A 22289-nucleotide genomic window follows, 5' to 3' on the forward strand; every position below is an offset into this window, starting at 1 on the left:
GCCGTCAGTTGGTACCTCGGGCGCCGCCTGCGGAGTCGCTGCGCGGTGCGGTGCCCAGGTGGACTCCGACGCGCTTGACCAGCAGGGTCATCTCGTAGGCGACCTGGCCGACGTCGGAGTCCGCGTCGGCCAGGACGGCCAGGCAGCTTCCGTCCCCGGCGGCCGTGACGAAGAGGAAGGCCTCCTCCAGTTCGACCACGGTCTGCCGCACGCCGCCGGCCTCGAAGTGGCGGCCCACGCCCTTGGCGAGGCTGTGGAACCCGGACGCGACGGCAGCCAGGTGCTCGCTGTCCTCCCTGGTGAGGCCCTGGGAGGCGCCCCTGGCGAGGCCGTCACCGGAGAGCACGAGCGCCATGCGGATGCTGCCGACCCGTTCGACCAGTTCGTCGAGGAGCCAGTTGAGTTCCCCGCTTCCAGCAGCGTGCGAAGCGGCGTTCGGTGCGGTCATCGACCGTCCCCTCCCGGTGTCGTTCCTGGTGCTGACTCCCCCGTCTCGTGCGGCGGTTCGCTCTCGCGTCTGCCGCGTTCCCAGCCGCGCTGGAGGGAGGCCATCTTGCTGCGCACTTCGTCGGCGTCGCGTGCGGCGGCGTCCGGCGTGCTGGAATCCTGGGTGCCCGCCCGGCCCTGGGGCATGCGCGTGTGGACGGTGGGGCTGTCGGTCTTGAGCTGCGGCGCGAGGCTCGCCTGCCGCACCCGCCGCGGCAGGCCCCCGACCTGCCCGGACACGCCGGGCTGCGCCGCGGCGCCCGACGACTGCTGCTCCGGTGCGCTGCCGGACACCTCCGCCGGGCCGGGCCCGGTACGGGTCTCCTGGCCGGCGCGGGCCCCGTCCGCGGTGCCGGCAGCTCGGCCGGGCGTCCGGGGCGAGTCGGGTGCCGACGCGGAACCTTCCGTGGCCGCTGCGGGGGCGGTGCGGGGCTTCTTGCGGCGCGGCAGCGGCGCCGGGCCGCCCGCGTCCGCGTGGTCCCCGGACGGCTGACGCGGCTGCTCGGCCGCGGACGGCTCCGGCCCGGACGGCCGGCGTTCCTGCCCCGCCGCGCCTCGGCTCTGTTCCGCCGTACCGCTCTCCGTCTCCGCACCGCCGCGGTCCGGGTCCAGGGTGCGGCCGTTGTCGGCCACCAGCACCGGGGTGCCGGGGCGCCGGCGCGGCAGCGGTGCGGGGCCTTCGCCCTGGGTTTCCCCGCCGCCGGTTCCGGCCCGCGTCCGGCCGCGCGAGGCGGAGGCGGTCTCGTCGTCGGCCTGCTGGTGCTGCTCCCCTGCCTGGGCGAAGGAGGCGGGGACGGTGCCGCGCTCGCGCCTCGGTGACGGCCGGGTGCGGCTCTCACGGGTGGGGGGTGTCTCGTCGATCGGGGCCTCCAGCTCGACGGGCCCGTCGAGAGGCCTGGCCGGTGTTCCGGCGGCCTCGATGGCGGTGCGGGGCGGGGGCTGCTCGTCGTCTCGACCGGATGTCTCGGTGAGGACGGCACCGGGGATGAGGACGACGGCGGTGGTGCCGCCGTAGGGCGAGGGCTGCAACGAGACGCGGACGCCCTGGCGCTGGGCCAGCCGCGAGACGACGAAGAGGCCGAGCCGGTCGGTGTCGGACAGCTCGAACTCGGGCGTCTCCGCGAGCCGCAGGTTGGCGTCGAGCAGCGCGTCGGCGGTCATGCCCAGGCCCCGGTCGTGGATCTCCAGGGTGAAGCCGTTGGCCACCCGCTCCCCCAGCACCTGCACGGCGGTGTGCGGCGGGGAGAAGACGGTGGCGTTCTCCAGCAGTTCGGCGATCAGGTGGGTCAGGTCGGCGACCGCGCCGCCGTCCACGGCCAGCCGCGGCAGCCTGCGCACCTCGATCCGCTCGTAGTCCTCCACCTCGGCGACGGCCGCCCGCACCACGTCCATGAGCTGCACCGGTTTGCGCCACTGCCGGGAGGGTGCGGCGCCGGAGAGGATGACCAGGCCCTCGGCGTGGCGGCGCATGCGGGTGGTGAGGTGGTCCAGCTTGAACAGGTCCGCGAGTTCGTCGGCGTCCTCGGTGCGCCGCTCCATGGCGTCCAGCAGGGTGAGCTGACGGTGCAGCAGCACCTGGTTGCGCCGGGCGAGGTTGACGAAGACCTCGGAGACGCCGCGCCGCATGTCGGCCTGTTTGACGGCGGCCTCCACGGCAGCGCGCTGAAGGGTGTTGAGGGCCTGGCCGACCTGGCCCGTCTCGTCGGCGGAGTAGTCGAGGCGGGGGGACTCGGTCTCCACGTCGACCTGGTCGCCCGCGGCCAGCCGGCGCATCACGCTGGGAAGTCGCACGCCGGCCGCCTCGTTGGCCTCCTTGCGCAGCGCACCCAGGTCCCGGACGAGCCCGCGGCCCACCCTGATGGAGATGACGAGGGAGGCCAGCACGGCGAGGAAGCCGAGCACGCCGGCGGCGGCCGCCTGTACCAGCACCCGCGTGGCCACCGGGTCGACCCGGTCCTGGAACCGGTGCTGGGCCTCCACGCCCATCTGTTTGAGGTCGTCCAGCGCGGTGCTGACGCCCTGGCGCCAGCGCTCCTCTCCGACCGGTCCCACGGTGGTGCTGGGTCCGGCGGCGATGACGGCGTCCTCGTTGCTGCGCAGGGTGCGGCCGTTGGCGCTGTTCCAGTAGTTCTCGTACAACTGCCGGTCGGCGGCGGGCAGCGAGGGGAGGTTGGTCTGGTAGGTGATGTTGCGCTCGGCGACCCGGTCCGACAGGGCCCGCTGGTCGCCCCGGGTGAACTCGCCGGCGGCGTAGGCGGCGGCCATCAGGGCGTCCTCGCGCGAGAGGTACTCGCGGGCGAGGGAGACGTAGACCAGGGCGCGGCCCTGCTTCTCCAGGTCGACGTCGTCGACCGCGCTCAGCGAGCTGATGACCGCGTAGGCGGGGTCGACGAGTTCGTTGTAGGCCTGGAAGGCGCCACCCCGCGTGATGGTGTCCTTCTCGACGCGGGTACGCAGTTCCTCCAGGCCGTCCAGGGCGTCGAGGAAGTCGCCGAGCCGGGCGCGCGAGTCGGGGCCCAGGTCGGAGCGGAGGCTGCTGTCGGCGGCGTTGCGGCGGACCGCGGCGGCCTTCGCGTCGGTGACCGCCTGCGCCCTGTGCAGGGCTTTCAGGTCGGCACCGCTGTGCGGGTCGGCGATGTGCACCATGATCTGGCGCCGTTCCCGCTGGACGGCCTGCACGGTGTCCTCGGTGGGATCACCGATCTTGCGGGTGATCTCGTCCAGCCGCAGCAGACTGTTGGCCTCCGCCGCGGTGATGTACGTCGCGAAGCCCCAGATGGACACCAGAGACACCAGCGGCACCAGCAACAGCACCACGATCTTCCGGCGGATGGACTTCCCGCGAAAGCGCATGGCCTCCCCTACGTACACCCCAGCGCACGGGGCGTGTACCGACAGCAAACGGCGCGAGCTTACTACTGAGGCGACGGCAACTCGTAGGTCTGTACGGGCGTTGAAACAGCCTGTCCCGGGTGCCTCATCCTGAGTTGTCCGACGATGCCCCGACGCGTGCTCTGCGTTTGTGGCTAAGGACACGTTTGCCGAACCGTGCGAAGATCGATGGCGTCGTGAAGGGGGAGTGAACAGGATGTATGCGAAGCCCCGCCTGGCGGATCCGGTCCGAGCCGCCGCGGTGCGCGCGGTGGTCGTCGCCGCGGTGACGCTGGTGTTGCTCATGGTCGCGTTCTTCTGCTCGATGGCCGGCGTGTGGCTGGCGTTCCCGATGGCGCTCGCGACCATCGGCGGCACCGTCCTGGCGACATGGGCGGTGCTGGACGTGTGGATCACCCGGCAGGTGTGGGTGCAGCGGCACGGCGTCGTCTCGGAGCCGAGCAGCGCCGCCAGGCGCCGCGCGACGGAGGCACACCGCCGTCCGGGGCGGGAGAAGTCCCCCGCCACGGACGGGGACGAGCCGGAGGCGCCGCACGGCTCGCAACCCCCCGGTCGGCCCGGTGGGGCAGACGGTCCCGGGGCCTTCGGCCGTCCCGCCGGCACGCCCGGCGCGGGCCACCGCGAGAGCACCGACGGTGCAGGGGAGCGGCAGGATTCCGAACGGCGCGACGTCAGGCCTGCGGGGAGTGTGTCGCGTCCGGCGCGCCCTGCGGACGGTGCGGAGCGGGAACATCAGGGCGTGCACCGCCCGGTGCCTCCTCCTGCGCCCCGCGTGACGGCTCGCCCTCCGCGTCCGACGGCTCCTGGTCGGGGCGGCGGTACATCCGTGTCGCGGTGACCTCCCCGTGCACGACGGTCCCGCCCTCCTCGGTCTCCGGCCGCGGCAGACCGGGCCGCAGATGCTCCTCCACGCTGATGTACTTGAGCCCGGCTCGCAGATCCGCATCGTTGCGCAACCGGATGACCAGCGGGAACTCCGCCAGCGCCGTGGTGTCGAAGAGGCCGGTGGTGTAGAGGAGCTGAACGCCCAGCGCGTCGGCGACGGCCCGCTGCAGCTCCAGCAGGTAGGTGGCGTTGGCCCGCCCGATGGGGTTGTCCAGGAACAGGGTGCCGGCGTGCCGGTGCTTGTCGCGGCCCCGGTCGTTGCTGCGCAGGGCTGCCATCGTGCAGTACAAGGCGATGGCCGCGGTCAGCAGTTGGCCGCCGGAGAAGACGTCCCCCATCTGTCCGACGGGCACCCGCTCGGCACGCAGCACGGCGTCCGGCTTGAGGATCTCCACGCTGACGCCGCGCGGCTGGAGCGCCGCATGGACACCGCGCAGCAACAGCGTCATGCCGTCCCGCCGCAGGTCGGAGTTCTTGCGCACGGCCGAGCGGGTCGCCTCGTCGATGACCTCGCCCAACCGCTCGGTGAGAGTGGCCTGGTCGGGGTCGTCGAACCGGATACGGAGGAACTCCTGGCCCGACCACTCCCCCAGCCCCTCGGGCAGCCGCGAGAGGCGCTGTGCGGAGCGCAGCGTCGTCAGTGACGACTCCACCAGACCGCGCAGCCGGTCCACGATGCTGTCCCGGTTGCGCTCCAACTGCTCCAGCTCGTCGGTCAGCACCCGCAGCCGGGGCGCGAACGCCGCTGCCCAGGCGGCCGCGTGGTCGGGCAGTGCCGAGGCGGGGAGCTCCCGCACCTGCTGTCGCGCCGGCGTGCGGACCTGCTCGTAGCGGCTGGAGTTGGCGTGCCGGACCAGCACGTCGCACGCCTCCCGCACGCCTTGTTCGGCTGCGCTCAGGTCGGCGGCGCACCCGCGCAGGGAACGGCGGGCCTCGGCCGCCGCCTCCCGGGCCTCGGCCAGGTCGCCCGCGAACGGCTCGTCGGGCTCCTCCTCGCCGCCCGAGGACCCGGGCGCGGACGCCGCGGGGTCGCGCAGCAGGTCGCGGAGCGTCGTGGCGGTCTCGTCGAATCCGCCGGCCCCGTCCTCGGCCGCCGTGTGGGCGCGCTGGAGCGAGGCGTGGGCGGCACGCGCGGCGTCGAGCTCGTCACCGCGGGCGGCCAGCTCGGCGTTGGCCGTACGCAGCAGCGCCTGCGCCTCGGCGGCCTCGCCGGGCACCATCCCCGCGGGCAGTTCCGTGTGGGCCTCCCCGTCCGGGGGCGCGAGCCGCTCGGCCTCGCCGCGGAGCCTGCCGAGCTGTTCGCTGACGTCGGAGCCGCGCGCCTCCAGCCGTTGGACGAGCGCCTCGGCACGGGCGGCAGCCGCCTGGCGGGAGGGGCCGTCTGCGCCGTCCGGGCCCTCCAGGAGCTGGGCGGCGCGGGCGCGCACCTTGTTGGTCAGCCGGTCGAGTGCCGCCTTGGCGGCGGACTCGTCGCCCTCGGCGCGGGCCTGTTCGGCGCGCAGGTCGGCACCGACTCCGACCTTTTCGTAGAGCTGGGAGGCCGAGCGGTAGGCCTCGCGCAGGTCGGGCAGCGAGGCCGGCCTGGACTCCTCCCCGGGCTGCTGCTCCGCATGCCGACTCCCCTCCGCCGAACTGCCCTGCGCCGGGCTGTCCTGCGGTGGTCCGTCCTGCCCTGAGCTGTCCGCATCGGGGGCGGCCGGCTCGTCCGGGACGCCCGCGATCTCGGCGCGCTCGGCACGCAGGGCGCGGGCTGTACGGCGGGCGTCGTCGGCCGCACGCTGAGCGGTCCGCCGGTCCTCGTCGGCCGCGTACGCCTCCTCGATCCGGAGCTCGGCCCGCTCCTGGGCGGCGGCGGCCTCGTCGGCCAGCTCCCGCAGCCGGGTCTGCCACGTGGTGCGCTCGCGCAGCCGGAAGGCCAGGCCCGCGAGCGCGTCCGCGCTGCGGCGGGCCCGCTGGGCCGCCTCCTGGCGGCCGTCGCGGACCCGGGCGGTCTCGGCCGCCTGCTCGTCGGCCTCCTCCCGCGCCTCGCGCACCTCACGGTGCCTGCGTTCGGCCGCCTCCGCGGCCCGCCGAGCCTCGGCTGCGGCCTCGGCGAGCTCGTCCAGGCGGCCCTCGGGGCAGCCGGTGCGCCAGGAGGAGAGCCGGGCGGCCAGCGCGCGGTCGGCGGACAACCGGGCCGCCATGGCGCGGATCTCCTCGTCCCGCGCGACAGCGCGCTCACGCAGCAGGCGGCGCTCGTCGTCGGCGGCGCTCTCGTCGTGCATCGCCGGGTTGGGCGGCACCATGAAGACGCCGGATTCCACGCCGCTGTCGGGCGCGGGCGCGGGTGCCAGCAGCGCGGCCGAGGTGCCGACGGCGACGGCCGAACGCGGCAGCAGCGCGGCGTTCGCCAGCACCTCGCGGGCCCGCGCGTGGCTGTCGGGATCGGTGATGACGACCCCGTCGACCAGCTCCGGACGGGCGGCAAGCACCGCCGCGTGATCGGCGGGATCGACGGCCTGTGCCAGATAGCGCCAGCCGGGCAGCGCCGGGACCCCGTGCTCCCCCAGATACTCGACCGTGGCCGTCACATCCGGGCCCGGCGGGAGCAGTCCGCCGTCACCGAGCGCCCCGAGCATCCGCGCGTCGTCCGCCGCCGCCGTCCGCAACTCGAAAAGCTGCCGCTCGGCATGGGCCACACCCTCGTCCAGCAACTCCTGGAGGGCTTCGGCGTTGCGGTCCACCTCCTCCGCGCTGAGCGGGCCCTGCGCAGCGGGTGGCTCCGCAGGGGGCGATGCAGGGCCTTCCCCTTCCCGAACAGAGCCGCCACCGCTGAGCCCCCTGGAGTCTTCGGCCGCCGGTGCGCCGTTCGTCGCGGAGGACGGGGCTTCCCGCTCCGCGGAAGACTCCGCCCCGGGTGGGCCGGACGGTGCGCCGGACGCCCCGCGGTCCGGTGTGCCAGGTGTGCCCGGCCCCGGTACGTCGGCGCTCCGGGACTCCGGCGCGGCGGATGTGCCGGACGCTGCTGTCTCCCCCGGGCCGTGCTCGCCGTCCGCACCGGCGTGGTTCCCGGTCTCGACGTCCGACGCGCCGGTGCGCTGCCCGGTCGCGTCGGCGCAGTCCGCATCGTCCGCTGCGGGGTCGCCCACTGCGGCCCCCTCACCTTCCGCCGTGGCGTCCGCCGGCCCGTCCTCGTCGCCGTGGCGCGGGGCAGGGGTTGCTCCGGGCCCGGCCGTCCGGCCCGGATCCGGGTGCCCGGTGCTGCCGGGCCCGTGCCCCGGCGCGGGGGCCTGCCCGGAGGCGAGCGCGTCGGGGGAGTTGTCCGCGTCGCGCTGGCTGGGAACGGTGGCGCGGGACGACCGGTGTGCCGTCCCGGCACCCCCCGGGGCGCCCGCGGCGGCACCGGCCGCTCCGGTGGCGGGCAGCCCGAGGAGTTCGGCCAGTCGCTCCTCGGCGCCCAGGGTTTCGGCAGTGGCGCGTTCTGCCGCGTACACGGCCTCGGCCGCCTCCGCGGCGTCCACGGCGCGGGCCGCGCCCAGTTCGGCGCTCGCGTGCCGGCCGGCCAGGTCGCGGGCGCGCTCGGCGCTGCGGGCGGCCGCGTCGCGGGCGGACTCGAAGGCGGCGACGGCGCTCTTCTCCGCGTCACCGGCGGCGAGTGCGGCGCGCGCCGGGTCGGCGTCGGGGTCGCCGTCGTCGAGCCAGCCCGCCTCCACGGCCTGCGCCGTCTCCTGCTCCACCTCGCTGAGCCGCTGCCGCAGATGGTCGGTCTCGCTGCGGGCACGCTGGGCCTCGGTGGCGGCCTCGGTGGCCTCCCGGTGGGCGCGTTCGCTCACGGCCTGCAGGGAGGCGGAGCGCTCCTCCTCCTCGCCGGCGATGCGCTCGCTGTCCTGGGTGGCCCCGTTGAGCGCCCGCACCAGGGCGGTCGCGGCCCGGGAGCGGGCGGCGAGCGCGGGTGCCGCGTCCCGCTCGGCCTCCCGGATGGCTGCCGCGACCCGGGCGGAGCGGTCGGCGGCGGTACGGTGCGCCAGCACCGTCTCGGCCGCCTGCCATGCCGAGTGCAGCGTGCGGGCCTCGCCGAGCTCGCGCTTCTGCGCCGCCGCGGACTTCTCCGCCGCCGTCAGGGCCAGCGAGGCGTGCCGGTAGGCGAGTTCCGCAGCGATGCGGGAGGCGCGGGAGCGGGCCTCCTCGGCCGTCGCGACGGACTCCCGGGCCTGCCCGAGCTGTTCGGCCAGCTCGGCGGCGCGGCCGCGTTCCCGGGTGCCGCGGGACGTCAGCCGGCGGGCGAGCAGCCGGGTGCGGCGTTCGGCACCGGCGTGGATCTCCCGCGCGCGGCCGCGCGCCTCGGCGGCCTCGGTGATGCGGTGCAGGTGGTCGAGGGATCCGGCGGTGAAGTCCCGCTCGGCCGTCAGCTCGGCACGGCGTCCCAGCTTGTGGGCGAAGCCGTGCACGAGGTCGGCGAGGCCGTCGGTGTCACGGGTGTCGGTGACGGCGCGCAGCAGCAGGTCGGTGAAGTCGGAGTCGTTCTTGACGGCGAAGAGTCCGGCCGCCTCGCCCTCGTCGGCGTTCATCTCGCGCTGATAGCGGAAGAGTTCCGGGTCGAGGCCGAGGGTGGTCAAGTGCTCGTTCCAGCGCTCGTGCACCTCTTCCCAGATCACGTCCAGGTTGGGGTAGGCCTTGCCGGTCTCCGTGAGGACGTCACGGAAGCCCTTCATGGTGCGCCGCCTGCCCCGCGCGCAGGAGGCACCTTCGGCGGCCGGCCGCAGCGCGGCGGACTCGGCGACCGGGAGGGAGTCCAGCGACATGCCGGGGCCGGGCCGGAACGAATACCACGCCTCGGCGAACTTGCGTGGGTCGCCGGAGACCTGCCGGCCGCGCCATTCGCTGGCCTTGCCGACGACGATGGTCTCGCCGGTGCGGGTGTGCTGCCACTCCAGTGCGACGTGCCCGCAGTCGTCGGCGAGCAGGAACTTGCGCAGCACGCCGGAGCTGGCACCGCCCAGGGTGTTGCGGTGCCCCGGCAGCATCACGGAGAAGATCAGTTTGAGCAGGACGGACTTGCCGCCGCCGTTCTCCAGGAAGAGCACCCCGGCGGGGGCGGGGCGGCGGGGCGGGCCCTGCGGCTCGTCCTCGAAGAAGTCCGCCTGCGCCGGGGCGGGGCTGGGCACCGGTTCCCCCACTCCGCGCAGGTCCAGCACGGTGTCGGCGTAACGCGCACCGGCGGGCCCGATGGAGTAGAGGCGGATCCGGGACAGCTCGTACATGGCGGCGGGGCTCTCGTGTGGCGTCGGAAGGGTGGCGGTCAGGAGTGGAACGGGAGCCCGGCGTCGGGCGCCAGGTCCAGGCCGTCCTCGTCCCGCGGTGGCAGCAGGCTGGCGGTGCCGTCGGAGACGGGGACGACGCCGAGCTCCAGCAGTTCGGCCATGGCCGCGTTGCCGGCCATGTCGCGGACCTGGAGCTGGTAGCGCGCGGTGGTGCGGTAGGTGCCGCCCGCGTCGTCCCCGGTCCGCTGGAGGAATCCGGAGTCGGCGAGGAAGCCGACGGCCTTGGCGATGATGCCGGTGGTCGAACCGGCGAGCCGGCGTGCGTCCTTGGTGGCGCCGGTGGCGCTGCGGCGCGTCCACACCCGCCAGGCGGCCTCCAGGCCGGGCGCGTCGGTGGCGGGGTCGGTGTTCTCGCCCTCGGCCTCGGCCCGTTCCTCCAGCTTGCGGCAGGCCTGGCGGACGAACGAGTCGACCCCGTTGACGGTGATCCGCCCGATGTAGCCGTCGTCGGCCAGGTCCTCGGGGCGGGGGAACGCCATGGCGGCGCAGGCCAGGTGGGCGAGCCCGTGCAGGAAGCGGTCCGCCGAGTCGGCTGCCGCCCGGCGTGCGTAGTCCCCCATGCGGACCGCGAAGACGGAGTCCTCGGCGGCGGCGAGGGCCATGCCCGCACGGGTGGAGACCTCCAGGACGACGAGGCCGAGGCCCGTCGCCACGGCGTCGGCCAGCCGTGCGAAGGCGGGTTCGTCGCGGTAGCGGCGCAGCAGTTCGGTGTAGTCCGCGTCGCGGGCCGGAGGCAGTTTCGGGTGCAGGCCGAAGGAGACGAGCCGTGCCGCGTCGGAGGCGTCCGCAGGGGTCACCTGCGGCGCGGGGCCGCCGTGGCCGGACGCCGTGTGCGGTTCGGGTTCCGGGGGGAAGTCACTCATGGGTGCTCAGGTCCTTCGTCATGCCGCCTCCGTCCGGTCCGCCGCCATGCCGGCGGCGTCCAGCATCGCCGTCCCCACGATGAGGTCGGCGCCGCCGAACTCCGGGTCGTCGAGTTCCGTGCCGTCGTCGACGGCGAACAACAGCTTCTGCTCGCCCTGCCGGTAGGCGGTACCGACGGGCGGGCCCGCGGCATGGACGGCGAGCAGGGCGATGAGGTAGGGCAGCTCCGGGTCCTGGCGGCGGGCTTCCGCCAACAGGCCCGAGAGCCGGCGGGGTGCGTCGGGCGGCAGCTCCAGCAGCTCGGTCGCCGCGGCCATCTGCGCCTCGCTGAACCGGCTGTCGTCCGGGGTGGCCACCAGGTCGGGTTCGGGCATCTCGGCGCCGAGGTGTTCGCGGGGGGTGGGCGGGGTGAGGAGTATGTCGGTCAGGTCGCCCAGGCGTACGGCACCGGGCGTGCGCAGCCCGGCCCCGCGGACGAAGAAGGCGTCGGTCACCCGGAGGGCCTGTGCGAAGGGGAGCGGCAGCAGCGGGTCGAGGAGCTGCCCGTACAGGTCGAGTCCGGCGCGGGCGGCGGGCGGCGCGAAGGCCTGGCGGTCCTGTTCGGCGCGGAAGAGCGGGCCCGCCTCCAGCAGCCGGGACTGGAGTTGGGTGTGGCGGCGGATGCAGTCCTTGACGATGTCGACCAGTTCGGCCGCGCGGCGCTTGTGGTCGGGGCCGCGTTCGGAGGCGGCCTCGTCGCGGGCCTTGCGGATGTTGGTGAGGATGGCGTTCTCGTGGCGGTAGCGGTCGGCTACGTGGTCGAGAGCTTCGGCGATCATGTCGGGGACGGCGTTGAGCCAGTCGACGGCGCGGACATCGCGGCGGGTGGCCTCCAGGGTGCGGCGCAGCGACTCGGCGTACTGGACGGTGCGGTAGCGGGCCTGTTCGGCGGCGAGTTGGGCGTCGGCGAGCCGGCCGCGGTTGATGAGGACCTCCAGCTTGACCTCGGCGGCGATCTGGGCGCTGGTGACGTCGGTGTCGAGGGCGCCCACCAGCACGTTGACGGCCTCGTCGGTGGTGCGCAGGTAGACGCTGCCGCCGGGTCCCGGGACCTCTTCGACGAGTTTGAAGTCGTAGTCCCGCCGTACGTAGACGCCGTCGGGGTCGAACGTGCCGTAGACGGCGCGGAAGCCGCGGTCGACGCTGCCGACATTGATCATGTTCTCCAGGACCCAGCGGGCCACCCGTTCGTGCTCGGCCGTCGGGCGGGAGGGGGCCTGGGCGGCGACCCGGGGCAGGAGTCTGGCGACGATCTGTTCGTGGTCGGCGCCGGTGTCGAAGTCCATCTGGAGGGTGACCTGGTCGATGGCCGCCAGCGCCAGTTCGGCCATCGCGTAGGTGCTGTACTCCCCGGCGAGGTTGGCCTTGCGGGCATCGAGGTCGTGCAGCGGCGCCGTGCAGGCGAGCGCGCGCAGGCGGCGGGCCAGGCCCTCGTCGGCCGCGGGGCCCGGCGCGGGGGAGGGTGCGGATGCACGTGTCCCCCACGAGGTGCTCGTCTCGGTGGCGCTCTCAGTCACGACGGACACATTAAGCCGTCGCACTGACAACGTCCGAAACGGCACGGTCGGCACCGTAACGGCACGCTTGGCACTGTCCGGGACGATTTCTGAGCCGCGAGCCGACCGGTCAGCCTAGCTGACGGGCGGACGACTCGGCGAGGCGGCACTGGGAGCCGTCGAGGCGGCCGGCGAGCATCCGTTCGGCGCGCGGCGCGTCACCGCCCCGCGGCGTGCCCGAGACCTCCTGGCTGCCGGCCGGCAGAGCTCGTGGAAGCGGCCGAGGTCGCGCACGACGTGGAGGACGAGCCGCGGTGACGCACGCAGTTCGGCCGGCACGCCGCGTCTCACCGCGGCCATCCGTACGGGCCCTCCCGCGGTGCCGCTCGCGCACGAGGAGCCGTGGGGAGGCGGACGCCGTCCGTAGTGCGCCACAGGCCGGAACGGCACATCGTGGCGGGGCATGCGGGGGTCGGTGCTCGCCGATGGGCCGTGGCTGGGCCCGAGCCCTGCCGCAGTGCTGGCGGACTCCGCGGCGACCGCGAACTGTCAGGCTGAACCGGCACCGCCGAGCGGGTCACGGACGTCCGGCGCAGCCGGATCATCGGGCACTGACTCCGCCCGCCACACGACTGGCGAGAAGCGGGACCGACCGTGCCCCCGGGCGTCTTCCGCAATGTCCTGCGCGAGGTGCTGTTCCGGCTGTTCACCTCCCCGCCACAGGTCGCAGCCCTGGGCGTCGCCGCACCGGCAGGCGGTCAGGCGGGCGGGGTGAGGCGGCCGCGGACCGCGGTCTGGACGTCCGCCTCCTCAGCCGGGTCGGCGGCCAGCCTGCGCAGGCGCTCCACCACGCGGGCGTCCCCCGTGGCGGCGCACTCCGCGGCGACCTGGCGGGTGGACTCCTCGCAGTCCCACAGGCACTCGATGGCGAACCCCGCGGCGAACGAGGGGTCCGTGGCGGCCAGGGAGCGGGCGGTGCGCCCCCGCAGCTGTGAGGAAGCGGTCTCCCGGTAGATGTGCCGGAGCACGGGCGCGGCGCAGGCGATGGAAAGCCGCCCGGCGCCGTCCACCAGCGGCCACAGGGCGGCGCTGTCGGGGCCCTCCAGGCGGATGGTGCGGCGCAGGGCGGCCAGCACGGCGTCGGCATCCCGGGCGCCGCCCCGGCAGGCGAGCATCTCAGCGGCGACGGCGGCGAGCCCGTCGGGCAGCGAGCCCTCGGGAGCGGCTGCCCACTTCCGGGCGCGTTCGAGCGCGGCCAGAGAGCGCATGCGGGCGAAGGAGGAGAGCGCGGAGCGGGCCAGTGCCTCGTCGAGCTCTCCTGCGGCCTGCTCCACGAGGTCGAGTACGGCGGGATCGTTGCGGTCGGCCAGGTGCCGCAGGGCGGCGGCGCGCGCTGCCTCGCGGGGGCCGCGGGCCGCCTGCAGGAGCAGCGGCCGGTCGTCCGGTCCGGCGACGGCGGACAGGCAGCGTGCCGCCGGGGCCTCACGGTGCTGGGGCGGGTGCTGTTCGTAACCGTCCTGGGCCCAGTCGAGGATCTCCGCCACGTTCCAGCCGGGCCGCGGGCCGTCCGTACGCAACTGGCGCTGCCAGCGGTCGAAGGAGCGGCACTCCCGCACCCGCCGCAGCCGGTCGGCCTGCTCGGGGTGCGCGGGGTCCTCGGCCCACAGCCGCCAGGGGCGGGGCTCGAAGGCGTCGCGCGCGGCGGCCGCCAGCTCCGCATCGCCCTCGGGGGTCTGCGGGAACCGGGCCAGCACCGCCGGACCGAGCGGGCGCAGTCCGGCGTCGTCGTCACGTACGGCGAGTTCGTCCAGCGCCCACTGCCAGTTGCTGCCGGCGGTGGCGTAGCGGCGCAGCAGCCGCAGCGGAGCGTTCTGCTGCCAGGTGGTGCCCTGTGCCGTCGCGTAGGAGGCGAGGTGGCCGAGCACGGAGAGCGCGAGTCCGGTGCGGGCCTCGGTCTCCTCCGGGGCGCACTCGTGGTCGGCGGGGTCGAAGAGGTGCGCGGCGATGTCGTCGAGCCCGGCGTCCAGCTCCCTGTGCAGGCGCGCGTAGTAGAGGGAGCGGTGTTCGATCTGCCAGTCACGCCTGGGGTCGTGCAGCACGCAGTGCCGCAGCGCTCCGAGCGCTTCGGCGCGCGGCGCCGCCAGGGCATGCAGCGTGCCGTCGCCACGGCCCCTCTGCAGGAGACCGAGCAGCGTACCGCTGGGCGCTATGTCTGAATCGACGGAATCGACGAACATAAGAGTCAGCATCCGGTGCGGGGTATTCGACTGGCAACGGGATTTCCGTTGCCGGGCATTCTTGCCGGTGACAGCGGTTCTACTCCTGGGTTTCACCCGGGATGCGGTGCCGCCGGCCCGGCCGGAGCCTACCCGGAAGTAAGCATTCCGCCGAGCCCCGAGGTCAAGGGGCCGCGCACCGGCTCCGCCGCCCCCACGAGGGCGCGGCGCTCCCGCCCGCGAGGGCACGGGCGAACGGTGACATATGACGACAGCACCACCGGATCGAGTGTGGCCGAATCCCTTACGGGCAGTCGCCGGCTGTGCCACAGTCGTAATCGTCTCTCCCCCGTATCGGAGCGCCTCATGTCCTTCCATCCGCATGCGGACCATTCCACCGCCGAGCCCCCGGACCGCAGCACACTGGACGCTCTGATCAGCCAGGCCCGCACCCTGCGCGGCGGTCTCGACGCGGTCCGACGGGGAGCGGGAGAGAACAGGAGCGACGGGGCCGCTACGGAGCCCGGGATCGCCGCGGGCGACCTGCGCGCACGGTGGCAGCGCGCCCTGTGCGAGCTCGCCGTCCACCAGCTCGACGACCTGGGCGGGCAGCTCGACCAGTTACGCGAGGGCCTGCCGCCGCACGTCCCGCATGCCGGAGCACCCGCCGACCTCCCCCCGCTCCAGCCGGACGCCCGGCCCCCCATGCATCCCGGGCCGGACTCCCCCACCGGACCGCTTTCCACCCCCGGTCACCCCGCGGAAGGCCACCCCGGCGCCGCCTACGGGGCACGCCCCGCTCCCCGCGGGGAGGCCCCGTCCGAGCTGGCCGGCCGGGTCGGCAGCGCCGACTGGAACCTGCTGACGGACGAGGTCTCCTGGTCCCCGGAGCTCTACCGGATCTTCGGCCGGACCACGCAGGACGGCCCCCTCTCCCTGGACGAGCTGCCCTCGTGGGTGGTGCCGGAGGACCAGTCGGCCCTGGCCACCGCCTTCACCGACTGCCTGGTCGACGGCCGTGCGGTCGACCACGAGTTCCGGCTGGTCCGCCCGGACGGTTCCGTACGCACGGTGCATCTGGTCGGCGAACCGCTGCTCGACGACGACGGAGGAACCGCCTCGATGTGGGCGGTGGTCCGCGATGTCAGCCAACTGCGGCGCAGCGAGCGGGCGGTACGCGAGACGCGGGAGACGTTCCAGCACGAACGGCACCTCGCCCAGACCGAGCGCCGGCTCGCCGTCGAGCTGCAACGCGCCGTGCTCCCCCCGTGGCGGGGCTCGCTGCGCTTCCCGCACGGTGACGAACGGGTCACCGGCGCGCTCGACCTGGCCGCCCACTACCTGCCCTCCGCCACCGGCGCGCTGATCGGGGGTGACTGGTACGACGCGCTGGAACTGCCCGACGGATCCACTCTGTTGACGACCGGTGACCTGACCGGCCACGGAGTGGCCGCCACCTCGGGTGTCGCCACGCTGCTGGGCGCCGTACGCGGCCTGGCCGTCGCGGGCGTCGAGCCGGGCGCCCTGATGGGCTACCTCAACAAGCTGCTCGACACCGCCTCCCAGCCGTCGCTCGGCAGCGCCCTGTGCTGCCGCTACGAGCCCCGCACCCGGACCCTCACCTGGGCGCAGGCGGGACACCCGCCCCCGCTGCTCGTCCGTGCCGGGCACGCACGGATGCCGGCCCGCCCGGAGGGTGTACTGCTGGGCGTCACATCAGGAGCCGTCTACGAGCAGCGCACCGAACGCCTCGCACCCGGCGACCTGTTGGTGCTGCACACCGATGGCCTCACCCCTGCGGGCGGCCGCCCGGGGGCACCGCGCCACGACGGTATGCCGCACCCCGGCGCGACCGGACTGCCCGCTCTCGCACCGCAGTTGTCGCGGGCCGCCTCGGCGCAGGAGTGCGTCCGCCTGGTCGCCGAGGAGTTCGACGACCTCAGCCGCGAGGACGACGCCTGTGTCCTCGTCGCGCGCGTCACGCCGTGAAGCCGCCGTCACGCTGCCGTCGCGTCGTGAGGCTGTTCGCCGACGGCGCCGCGCCGGCCGCTGTGACCGCACAGTTGCGGATGCCCGACGCGCCCGGCACCTCGGCGGCCACCTTTCCGGGCGGCGCCACGGGGCGCCGGGCACGACCGGTGTACACCGGTGCGTCGCTCACACCGGCCTGACACCTTTCGACGGAGCCGGGCCGCCCCCTCCCCGGCCGCCTCGCGGGCGCCCCGGTATGTCCCGGACGTCGCCGTGTGCACGTTTCAGCGCGTCGGCGTCCTTGAGTCCGCTGCCGTCGCGGGACGGCTTGGGGGCCCGGGGCAGCGCCTCCCGCAGCTCCTCACGGAGCTGGTCGACCTTGCCGTGACCGGCGTACTGCCCGGTGAGGCGGTACATCTCCCGCAGCCGGTCCCACGTGCGGTGCGAGGAGTTCTCGTTGACGGACAGCAGGGCGAGGCGGGCGTAGCGGTCGGCCTGGTCGGGATCGTCGGAGAGGAAGTACGCGGACGCGAGCGAGATGTAGTCGAAGATCTGGGAGCGCTGCCGCCCCCCCTCCCGCAGCGCGAGGGCCCGTTGGGCGTGGTGCTCGGCCGCCTTGGCCGCCACCGGTTCGTGATCGGCGAGGGTACGGAAGGCGAGCGCCTCCATGCCGTGCAGGTCCGCCTCGTCGAACATCTGCATCCAGTCGGGCGGCGGCGCGTCTCCGTTGTCCGAGACGAACAGCTCCTCGGCCCTGCCCAGGGTGCGCCGCATCTCCTGGCCCTGCCCCATGGAGGCCTGCGCCCAGGCCTCGATGGTGTGGAACATGGCGCGGGTGCGGGGCAGCGTCCCGTCACCGGACCCGGACTGGGCGAGCTGCACCAGGTCGAGGGCGTCCTCGGGGCGGCCCAGGTGCACCATCTGGCGCGCGGCCCGGGAGAGGGCCTCCCCGGCGCGGGGGCGGTCACCGCCTTCCCGAGCGGCGTGCGCGGCGATGACGAAGTACTTCTGCGCCGTGGGTTCGAACCCCACGTCGTGCGACATCCACCCCGCCAGCACGGCGAGGTTGGCCGCGACCCCCCACAGCCGTCGCTGCAGCGACTCGGGGTGGTGGTAGGCGAGCATGCCGCCCACCTCGTTGAGCTGGCCCACCACGGCCTTGCGCTGCAGCCCGCCGCCTCGGGCGGCGTCCCAGGCGCGGAACACGTCGACGGAGCGTTCCAGCGCCTCGATCTCCTGCAGGCCCACGGGGGCCGCCTCGTAGCGGCCGTAGGCAGCGGGTCCGGCATGGGCCGGGCCCGCGGTGTGCGCGGACCCGGCCGGGTCCGCGGTGAGCCAGTCGTACATGGCACTGCTGAGTGCCGATCCTGCGGCGAGCGCGGCGCCCGCACCCACCAAGCCGCGTCGGTTGAGCATGAGGTCCATTCCCGTGAATTCGGTGAGGACCGCGGCAACCTGCCCGGACGGCAGGGGCAACCCTTCGGCGGGTTCGCCCTGGGCCGTCTGCCCCGGCCGGCTGAACCCGAGGTCCTCTGTGGTCACGACACGGCCGAGTCGCTCGGTGAACAGGGACGCCAGCACCTTGGGCACCGGATCGCGCGGGGTCTCCCCCGTGTCGATCCAACGCCGCACCCGTGAGGTGTCGGTCGCCAGTTGCGGATACCCCATGACCGCCGCCTGCCGGTTGACCAGCCGGGCAAGCTCGCCCTTGGACCAGCCGGCGAGGGCGAAGAGGTCCGCGAGGCGCGGGTTGGGTCCCTTGGTCACGTCAAGCCCCCAGGTTCTCGGCTGAGTTGACAGTAGCCTCCGTAGGGCCTGATGCGGCGGCCCCGGGCGCATTCGCCAGGGTTCGCCAGGGTGCGCCAGATGGTGTGCCACCCGCCGCGGGGTGTGCTGTAGGAACGCGTCACCCCGGTCCCGCTGTCCGGCCCGCATTCCCCAGGGTGCACAGGTTCGTGGCGGGCAGCCGGGGGGCGCGGCAACCCGTCGGCACACGAAGGGATTCCGCGCGCCCATGTCTTCAGCACCGTCCCCCGTGTCCGTGCAGCGCCGGCCCCGGGCGGCTCCGCCGCAGCCTTACGGAAGGCGAGCGGCGCTGCTGGCTCCCGAGCCGTCGCGCGACCCCTCGCGCACCCCGGCTCCGCCCGGCCCGCGCGCCGGCGCACATCCCGACGCGAGCCCCGGGCGCGCGACCCCCTCTGTGTCTCGACCCGTCAGCGGGAGGCTGGACTTGTCCGGCCCGCACGGCGCGCAGCTCCGCAGCGCCATCGCCTCGATCCATCGCATCTGTCCGGACTTCGCCCCCGCCCAGATGCTCCGCAAGCGCGGGCGGTCCGTGCTCCTGGCGGGCACGGCGGGGCGGACCACTGTGATCGCCAAGTGCCTGGTGGATCACTCCTCCGCGTGGGTGGAACGCTTCCAGCACGAAATAGCGGTCTACCGCGCCTTCGTACGGCACCGTCCGCCGATCCGTACGCCCCGGCTGATCGCTGCCGACCCGGACACCTGCACGCTGGTCATCGAACGGGTGCCGGGCAGGGTCGCGGCGGCCCAGCGGCATCCGGTCCAGGCGCCGCCCGCCGGGGACCTGCGCGCGGTGCTCGGCTCCTTCCACCGGGTCAACCAGTGGGAGCCGCCGTGCGGCCTGTTCGAGCGGCCGGTCGACTACCCGGCCAAGCTGGACCGGTACCACGAGCGGGGTCTGCTGACCGACCGCGACCTGGGCGATCTGCACAAGCTGCTGCACGGCCTGGTCCAGCCCGGCGGCCCGCGCGGCAGGCGGCGCAGCGTGCCGTGGCAGTTCTGCCACGGGGACGCGCTGCTGACGAACGTGATGCTGGGACCGACGGGCCCCGCGCTGGTCGACTGGGAGCACGCGGGCTGGTACCTGCCGGGGTACGACCTGGCCTCGCTCTGGTCGGTCCTGGGTGACGCGCCGCTGGCCCGCCGTCAGATCAGCCAGCTCGCCCAGAAGTCGGGGCCTGCCGCCCGCGACGCCTTCCTGGTGAATCTGATGCTGATTCTCACCCGGGAGATCCGTACCTGCGAGACGGCGGTGCAGCGCACCATGCGGGACACCTCACCCCAGGGTGCGGCGGAGGCGGCGGCAGCGGCCCGAGCGGGCGTGATGCCGGCCGGGGAGGCACAACGGCTGCTGCTGCGCAGGCTGCACGAGGACTGCGCCACGGCGCGGCGTGCCGTGCGGGCCGCTGTCGGCACCCGCTGAGCGGCGACGTCCGGCGGGCCCTCGCCCCGCCCCCGCGGCCCCTGGCGCCCGCGCCCCTGCGGAGGGCACCCGCAGGGGCGCGGGTGTGTCACCCGGGAGGTGGGGTGCCACCGGTGCAGACCTCCGGCACCCCACCTCCCGGGTGACGGGCGGCGCCCGGGTGTGCGCGGAATGATTGACGGATCGTCGGCCAGTCGGTACCTCTGAGGACTGCTCGCGCCCGTGATCCCCGGGCGCACACCCCGAGGAGGCGGCATTGCCACGACCTTTCCGTGACTCCGAGAGCACCTCGGCCGGCGGCAGACGCGGCGGCAGACCCTTGCGCGGGCGGCGCGCCGCCCGCACGGCGGCCGTCCCGGTGGCGGCGGCCGCACTCGTCGTCCCCCTGCTGACGGCCGGCACCCAGGCGACCGCGGGTGGGCCGTCGGACGCTTCCCTGACCGGGCAGTTCGCGGCCGCCGCCGAGCGCTATCAGGTACCCGAGAACGTGCTGCTCGGCGTCTCCTACCTGCAGTCGCGCTGGGACACCCACCACGGTGCCGCGAGCGTCTCGGGCGGTTACGGCCCGATGCACCTCACGGATGCCCGCGCTGCGCTGGCTGCCTCCAAGCCGCGGAACCGCGCGGACGCCGAGGACGCCCGGGGCGACGCGGCGCGCCCGGTACGCGCGGCCGAGGCCCCCGAGCAGCAGGCGGGCGGCACAGGAACGGAGGGGAAGGCCCCAGGGAAGCTGCCCGCCCGGTTGCGCACGCTCGTGCGGGCGTCCGAGCTGACGGGGCTCTCCCACGAGGCGCTGCGCTCCTCGGCGGCGGCGAACGTGCGCGGCGGGGCCGCCCTGCTGGCCGACGCGCAGCGCAGACTCGGCCACCCGCTGAGCGCCGACCCGGCCGACTGGTACGAGGCCGTGGCGGCGTTCCCCGGTGGCGGCGCGGGCGGCCCGGAGGCCACCGCGTTCGCCGACGACGTGTTCGACGTGCTGCGCAGCGGCGAGCGGCGTACCAACGACAGCGGGGAGACGGTCGCACTCGACGCCGCGCCCCGGCTGCGCACCCCGGCCCCCGCCGACGACCGGTCGTCGGGGGCGCGCGGCACGGCCGAGTGCCCTCGCACCGTCGACTGCGAGTGGTACCCGGCTCCGTACGAGAAGTTCACCGACAGCTCGGGCGAGGAGGACTACGGCAACCACGACCGGACGCGGCGGCCGGAGTCCCAGAAGATCGACTACATCGTCGTCCACGACACCGAAGAGGTGTACGAGAAGACGCTGGGCCTGGTGACCGACCCGACGTACGTGTCGTGGCAGTACACGCTCCGCTCGTCGGACGGACACGTCGCCCAGCACGTGCGCAACAAGGACGCCGCCTGGCACGCGGGGAACTGGTACTTCAACTCCACCTCGGTCGGCGTGGAGCACGAGGGCTTCCTGAGCGACCCGGACGCCTGGTTCACGGAGGAGATGTACCGCAGCTCGGCGCGGCTGGTGAAGTACCTGGCCCAGAAGTACGACATCCCGCTGGACCGGCAGCACGTGCTCGGGCACGACAACGTGCCCGCCACCACCACCTCGGGCATCAAGGACATGCACACCGACCCGGGGCCGTTCTGGGACTGGGAGCACTACTTCGCGCTGCTGGGCAAGCCGTTCACGCCGAAGGCCGGGCCGAGGTCGGACATCGTGACGATCCGTCCCTCCTACGACGGCAACGAGCCGGTCTTCACCGGGTGCAGGTCCGCGGGCAAGCCCTGTGAGCCGCACGGCTCCTCGGCGGTCCGGCTGCACCAGCAGCCGGACGCCTCCTCGCCGCTGGTCAACGACGTCGGTCTACGCCCCGACGGCTCCCCTGCGACGGACGATGTGAACGACGTGGGGGCGCGCGCCACGGTGGGTCAGCAGTACGCCGTCGCGGAGCGGAAGGGTGCCTGGACTGCGATCTGGTATCTCGGCCACAAGGCCTGGTTCCACAACCCGCACGGGCGGCCCAACGCCGTTCCCGGGCGAGGCATGCTGGTCGAGCCCCGCGCGGGGCTCGACGAGATCCCCGTCTACGGCCGCGCCTACCCGGAGGCGGACGCGTACCCGAAGGGCGTGCCTGTCCAGGCGCTCTCCCCCCTGCCCTACAAGGTGTCGGCGGGCCAGCGCTATGTGGCCGGGCTGCAGACGAAGGGCGCGTACCTGTACGCGGTGGAGTACGACCCGAAGGCGGAGAAGTTCCAGGTGGTGCGGGGCAAGCAGAAGTACTACCAGATCCAGCTCGGCCACCGGGTCGCGTTCGTCAAGGCGGAGGACGTACGCGTGGTGCGCTGAGGCACCATACGGGTTCCCGCTCGCGGGGGCGGTGCGCACACGAGTGCGGCCGGCCCCGCGGGCAGCCGCCGCCGAAGCACCCGGCGCCGGGCGGCGGTCACTGCTGGAACAGCTCGGCCGGCAGCGGCTTGAGGAGGGCGTACAGGTCGCCGGTGATGGGGCGGTCCCAGCTCGCGATGGTGACCAGGACGCCGTCGCTGCGGTCGAACTGGACACAGGAGATGCGGTCCTCGGAGAGCTTGATCCGGCGCACGATGAGCAGGTTGTCCTCGTGCATCACCGGGTCGTCCTCCGTGCCGAGGACCTCGACCTGCTCGTCGTTCTCCAGCGCGGACAGGAGCTGGGCCACCTCGAAGGGCACCTCGCTCTCCTCGACCTCACGCGCCGGGGAGCCCTCCGGGAGGTTGCCGATGATCATCGCCGGACCGCGGCCGCCGAACAGGTCGTACCGGAGGAACACGCCCTGGCAGGTGCCGTCCGGCGCGGGCAGCAGGCCCGCACCGAGATTCCCCGGCCAGTCGGAGGGGTCCATGGCCAGGACATCGAAATCCGGCCCTGCGGGCACGGAGGCACTGCGGCGGCGGAGGAACGACATGCCGCAATAGTACG

The 22289-nt window shown here is 74.4% G+C and carries 12 protein-coding genes; 3 read left to right on the forward strand and 9 right to left on the reverse strand.

What is annotated here, in order from left to right; translation table 11 throughout:
- Window positions 1-4: 4 nt before the first annotated feature.
- The 6 genes from H297_RS0110280 to H297_RS0110310 all read right to left on the reverse strand — a co-directional run bounded on the left by H297_RS0110280 (window position 5) and on the right by H297_RS0110310 (window position 14199).
- On the reverse strand, window positions 5-448 hold the full coding sequence (locus tag H297_RS0110280) for a roadblock/LC7 domain-containing protein (RefSeq protein ID WP_027736973.1): 444 nt from the start codon (window positions 446-448) through the stop codon (window positions 5-7).
- The gene (locus H297_RS0110285; RefSeq protein WP_027736974.1) at window positions 445-3339 is read right to left on the reverse strand and encodes a nitrate- and nitrite sensing domain-containing protein; all 2895 of its coding nucleotides are present in this window, start codon (window positions 3337-3339) and stop codon (window positions 445-447) included. The genes H297_RS0110280 and H297_RS0110285 overlap by 4 nt, the downstream gene beginning before the upstream one ends.
- A gap of 710 nt (window positions 3340-4049) precedes the next feature.
- Entirely contained in the window at window positions 4050-9503 is a 5454-nt protein-coding gene (locus H297_RS35655; RefSeq protein ID WP_078513904.1) for a hypothetical protein, read from the reverse strand.
- Between the two features lie 38 nt (window positions 9504-9541).
- Window positions 9542-10426, reverse strand: a complete 885-nt coding sequence (locus H297_RS0110300; RefSeq protein WP_027736976.1) for a hypothetical protein — start codon at window positions 10424-10426, stop codon at window positions 9542-9544.
- A gap of 18 nt (window positions 10427-10444) precedes the next feature.
- Window positions 10445-11983: a hypothetical protein gene (locus H297_RS0110305; RefSeq protein WP_027736977.1), complete on the reverse strand. Its 1539-nt coding sequence runs from the start codon at window positions 11981-11983 to the stop codon at window positions 10445-10447.
- 737 nt (window positions 11984-12720) lie between these two features.
- On the reverse strand, window positions 12721-14199 hold the full coding sequence (locus tag H297_RS0110310) for a hypothetical protein (protein WP_027736978.1): 1479 nt from the start codon (window positions 14197-14199) through the stop codon (window positions 12721-12723).
- 345 nt (window positions 14200-14544) lie between these two features.
- Between H297_RS0110310 and H297_RS0110315 the strand changes: the two genes are divergently transcribed.
- Window positions 14545-16167 (forward strand): SpoIIE family protein phosphatase, encoded by a 1623-nt coding sequence (locus tag H297_RS0110315; protein WP_027736979.1) that lies wholly within the window; start codon window positions 14545-14547, stop codon window positions 16165-16167.
- Here H297_RS0110315 and H297_RS0110320 read toward each other — a convergent pair.
- Both H297_RS0110320 and H297_RS35660 read right to left on the reverse strand, forming a co-directional pair.
- Entirely contained in the window at window positions 16157-16339 is a 183-nt protein-coding gene (locus H297_RS0110320) for a hypothetical protein (RefSeq protein WP_027736980.1), read from the reverse strand. The genes H297_RS0110315 and H297_RS0110320 overlap by 11 nt on opposite strands.
- Window positions 16336-17916 carry a DNA-binding protein NsdB gene (locus H297_RS35660; RefSeq protein ID WP_051351731.1) on the reverse strand — a complete coding sequence of 527 codons (1581 nt, stop codon included), beginning with the start codon at window positions 17914-17916 and terminating at the stop codon, window positions 16336-16338. The genes H297_RS0110320 and H297_RS35660 overlap by 4 nt, the downstream gene beginning before the upstream one ends.
- A 247-nt stretch (window positions 17917-18163) precedes the next feature.
- Between H297_RS35660 and H297_RS0110330 the strand changes: the two genes are divergently transcribed.
- Together H297_RS0110330 and H297_RS0110335 are read left to right on the forward strand one after the other, a co-directional pair.
- Window positions 18164-19375: a phosphotransferase gene (locus H297_RS0110330; RefSeq protein WP_027736981.1), complete on the forward strand. Its 1212-nt coding sequence runs from the start codon at window positions 18164-18166 to the stop codon at window positions 19373-19375.
- 256 nt (window positions 19376-19631) lie between these two features.
- On the forward strand, window positions 19632-21680 hold the full coding sequence (locus H297_RS0110335) for a peptidoglycan recognition protein family protein (RefSeq protein ID WP_027736982.1): 2049 nt from the start codon (window positions 19632-19634) through the stop codon (window positions 21678-21680).
- Window positions 21681-21777: 97 nt separating this feature from the next.
- Here the strand turns inward: H297_RS0110335 and H297_RS0110340 are convergent, their stop codons facing one another.
- Window positions 21778-22275, reverse strand: coding sequence for a hypothetical protein (locus tag H297_RS0110340; protein WP_027736983.1), 498 nt, complete (start codon window positions 22273-22275; stop codon window positions 21778-21780).
- Window positions 22276-22289: the final 14 nt, after the last annotated feature.

This window comes from Streptomyces sp. CNT360 (genome assembly GCF_000424785.1).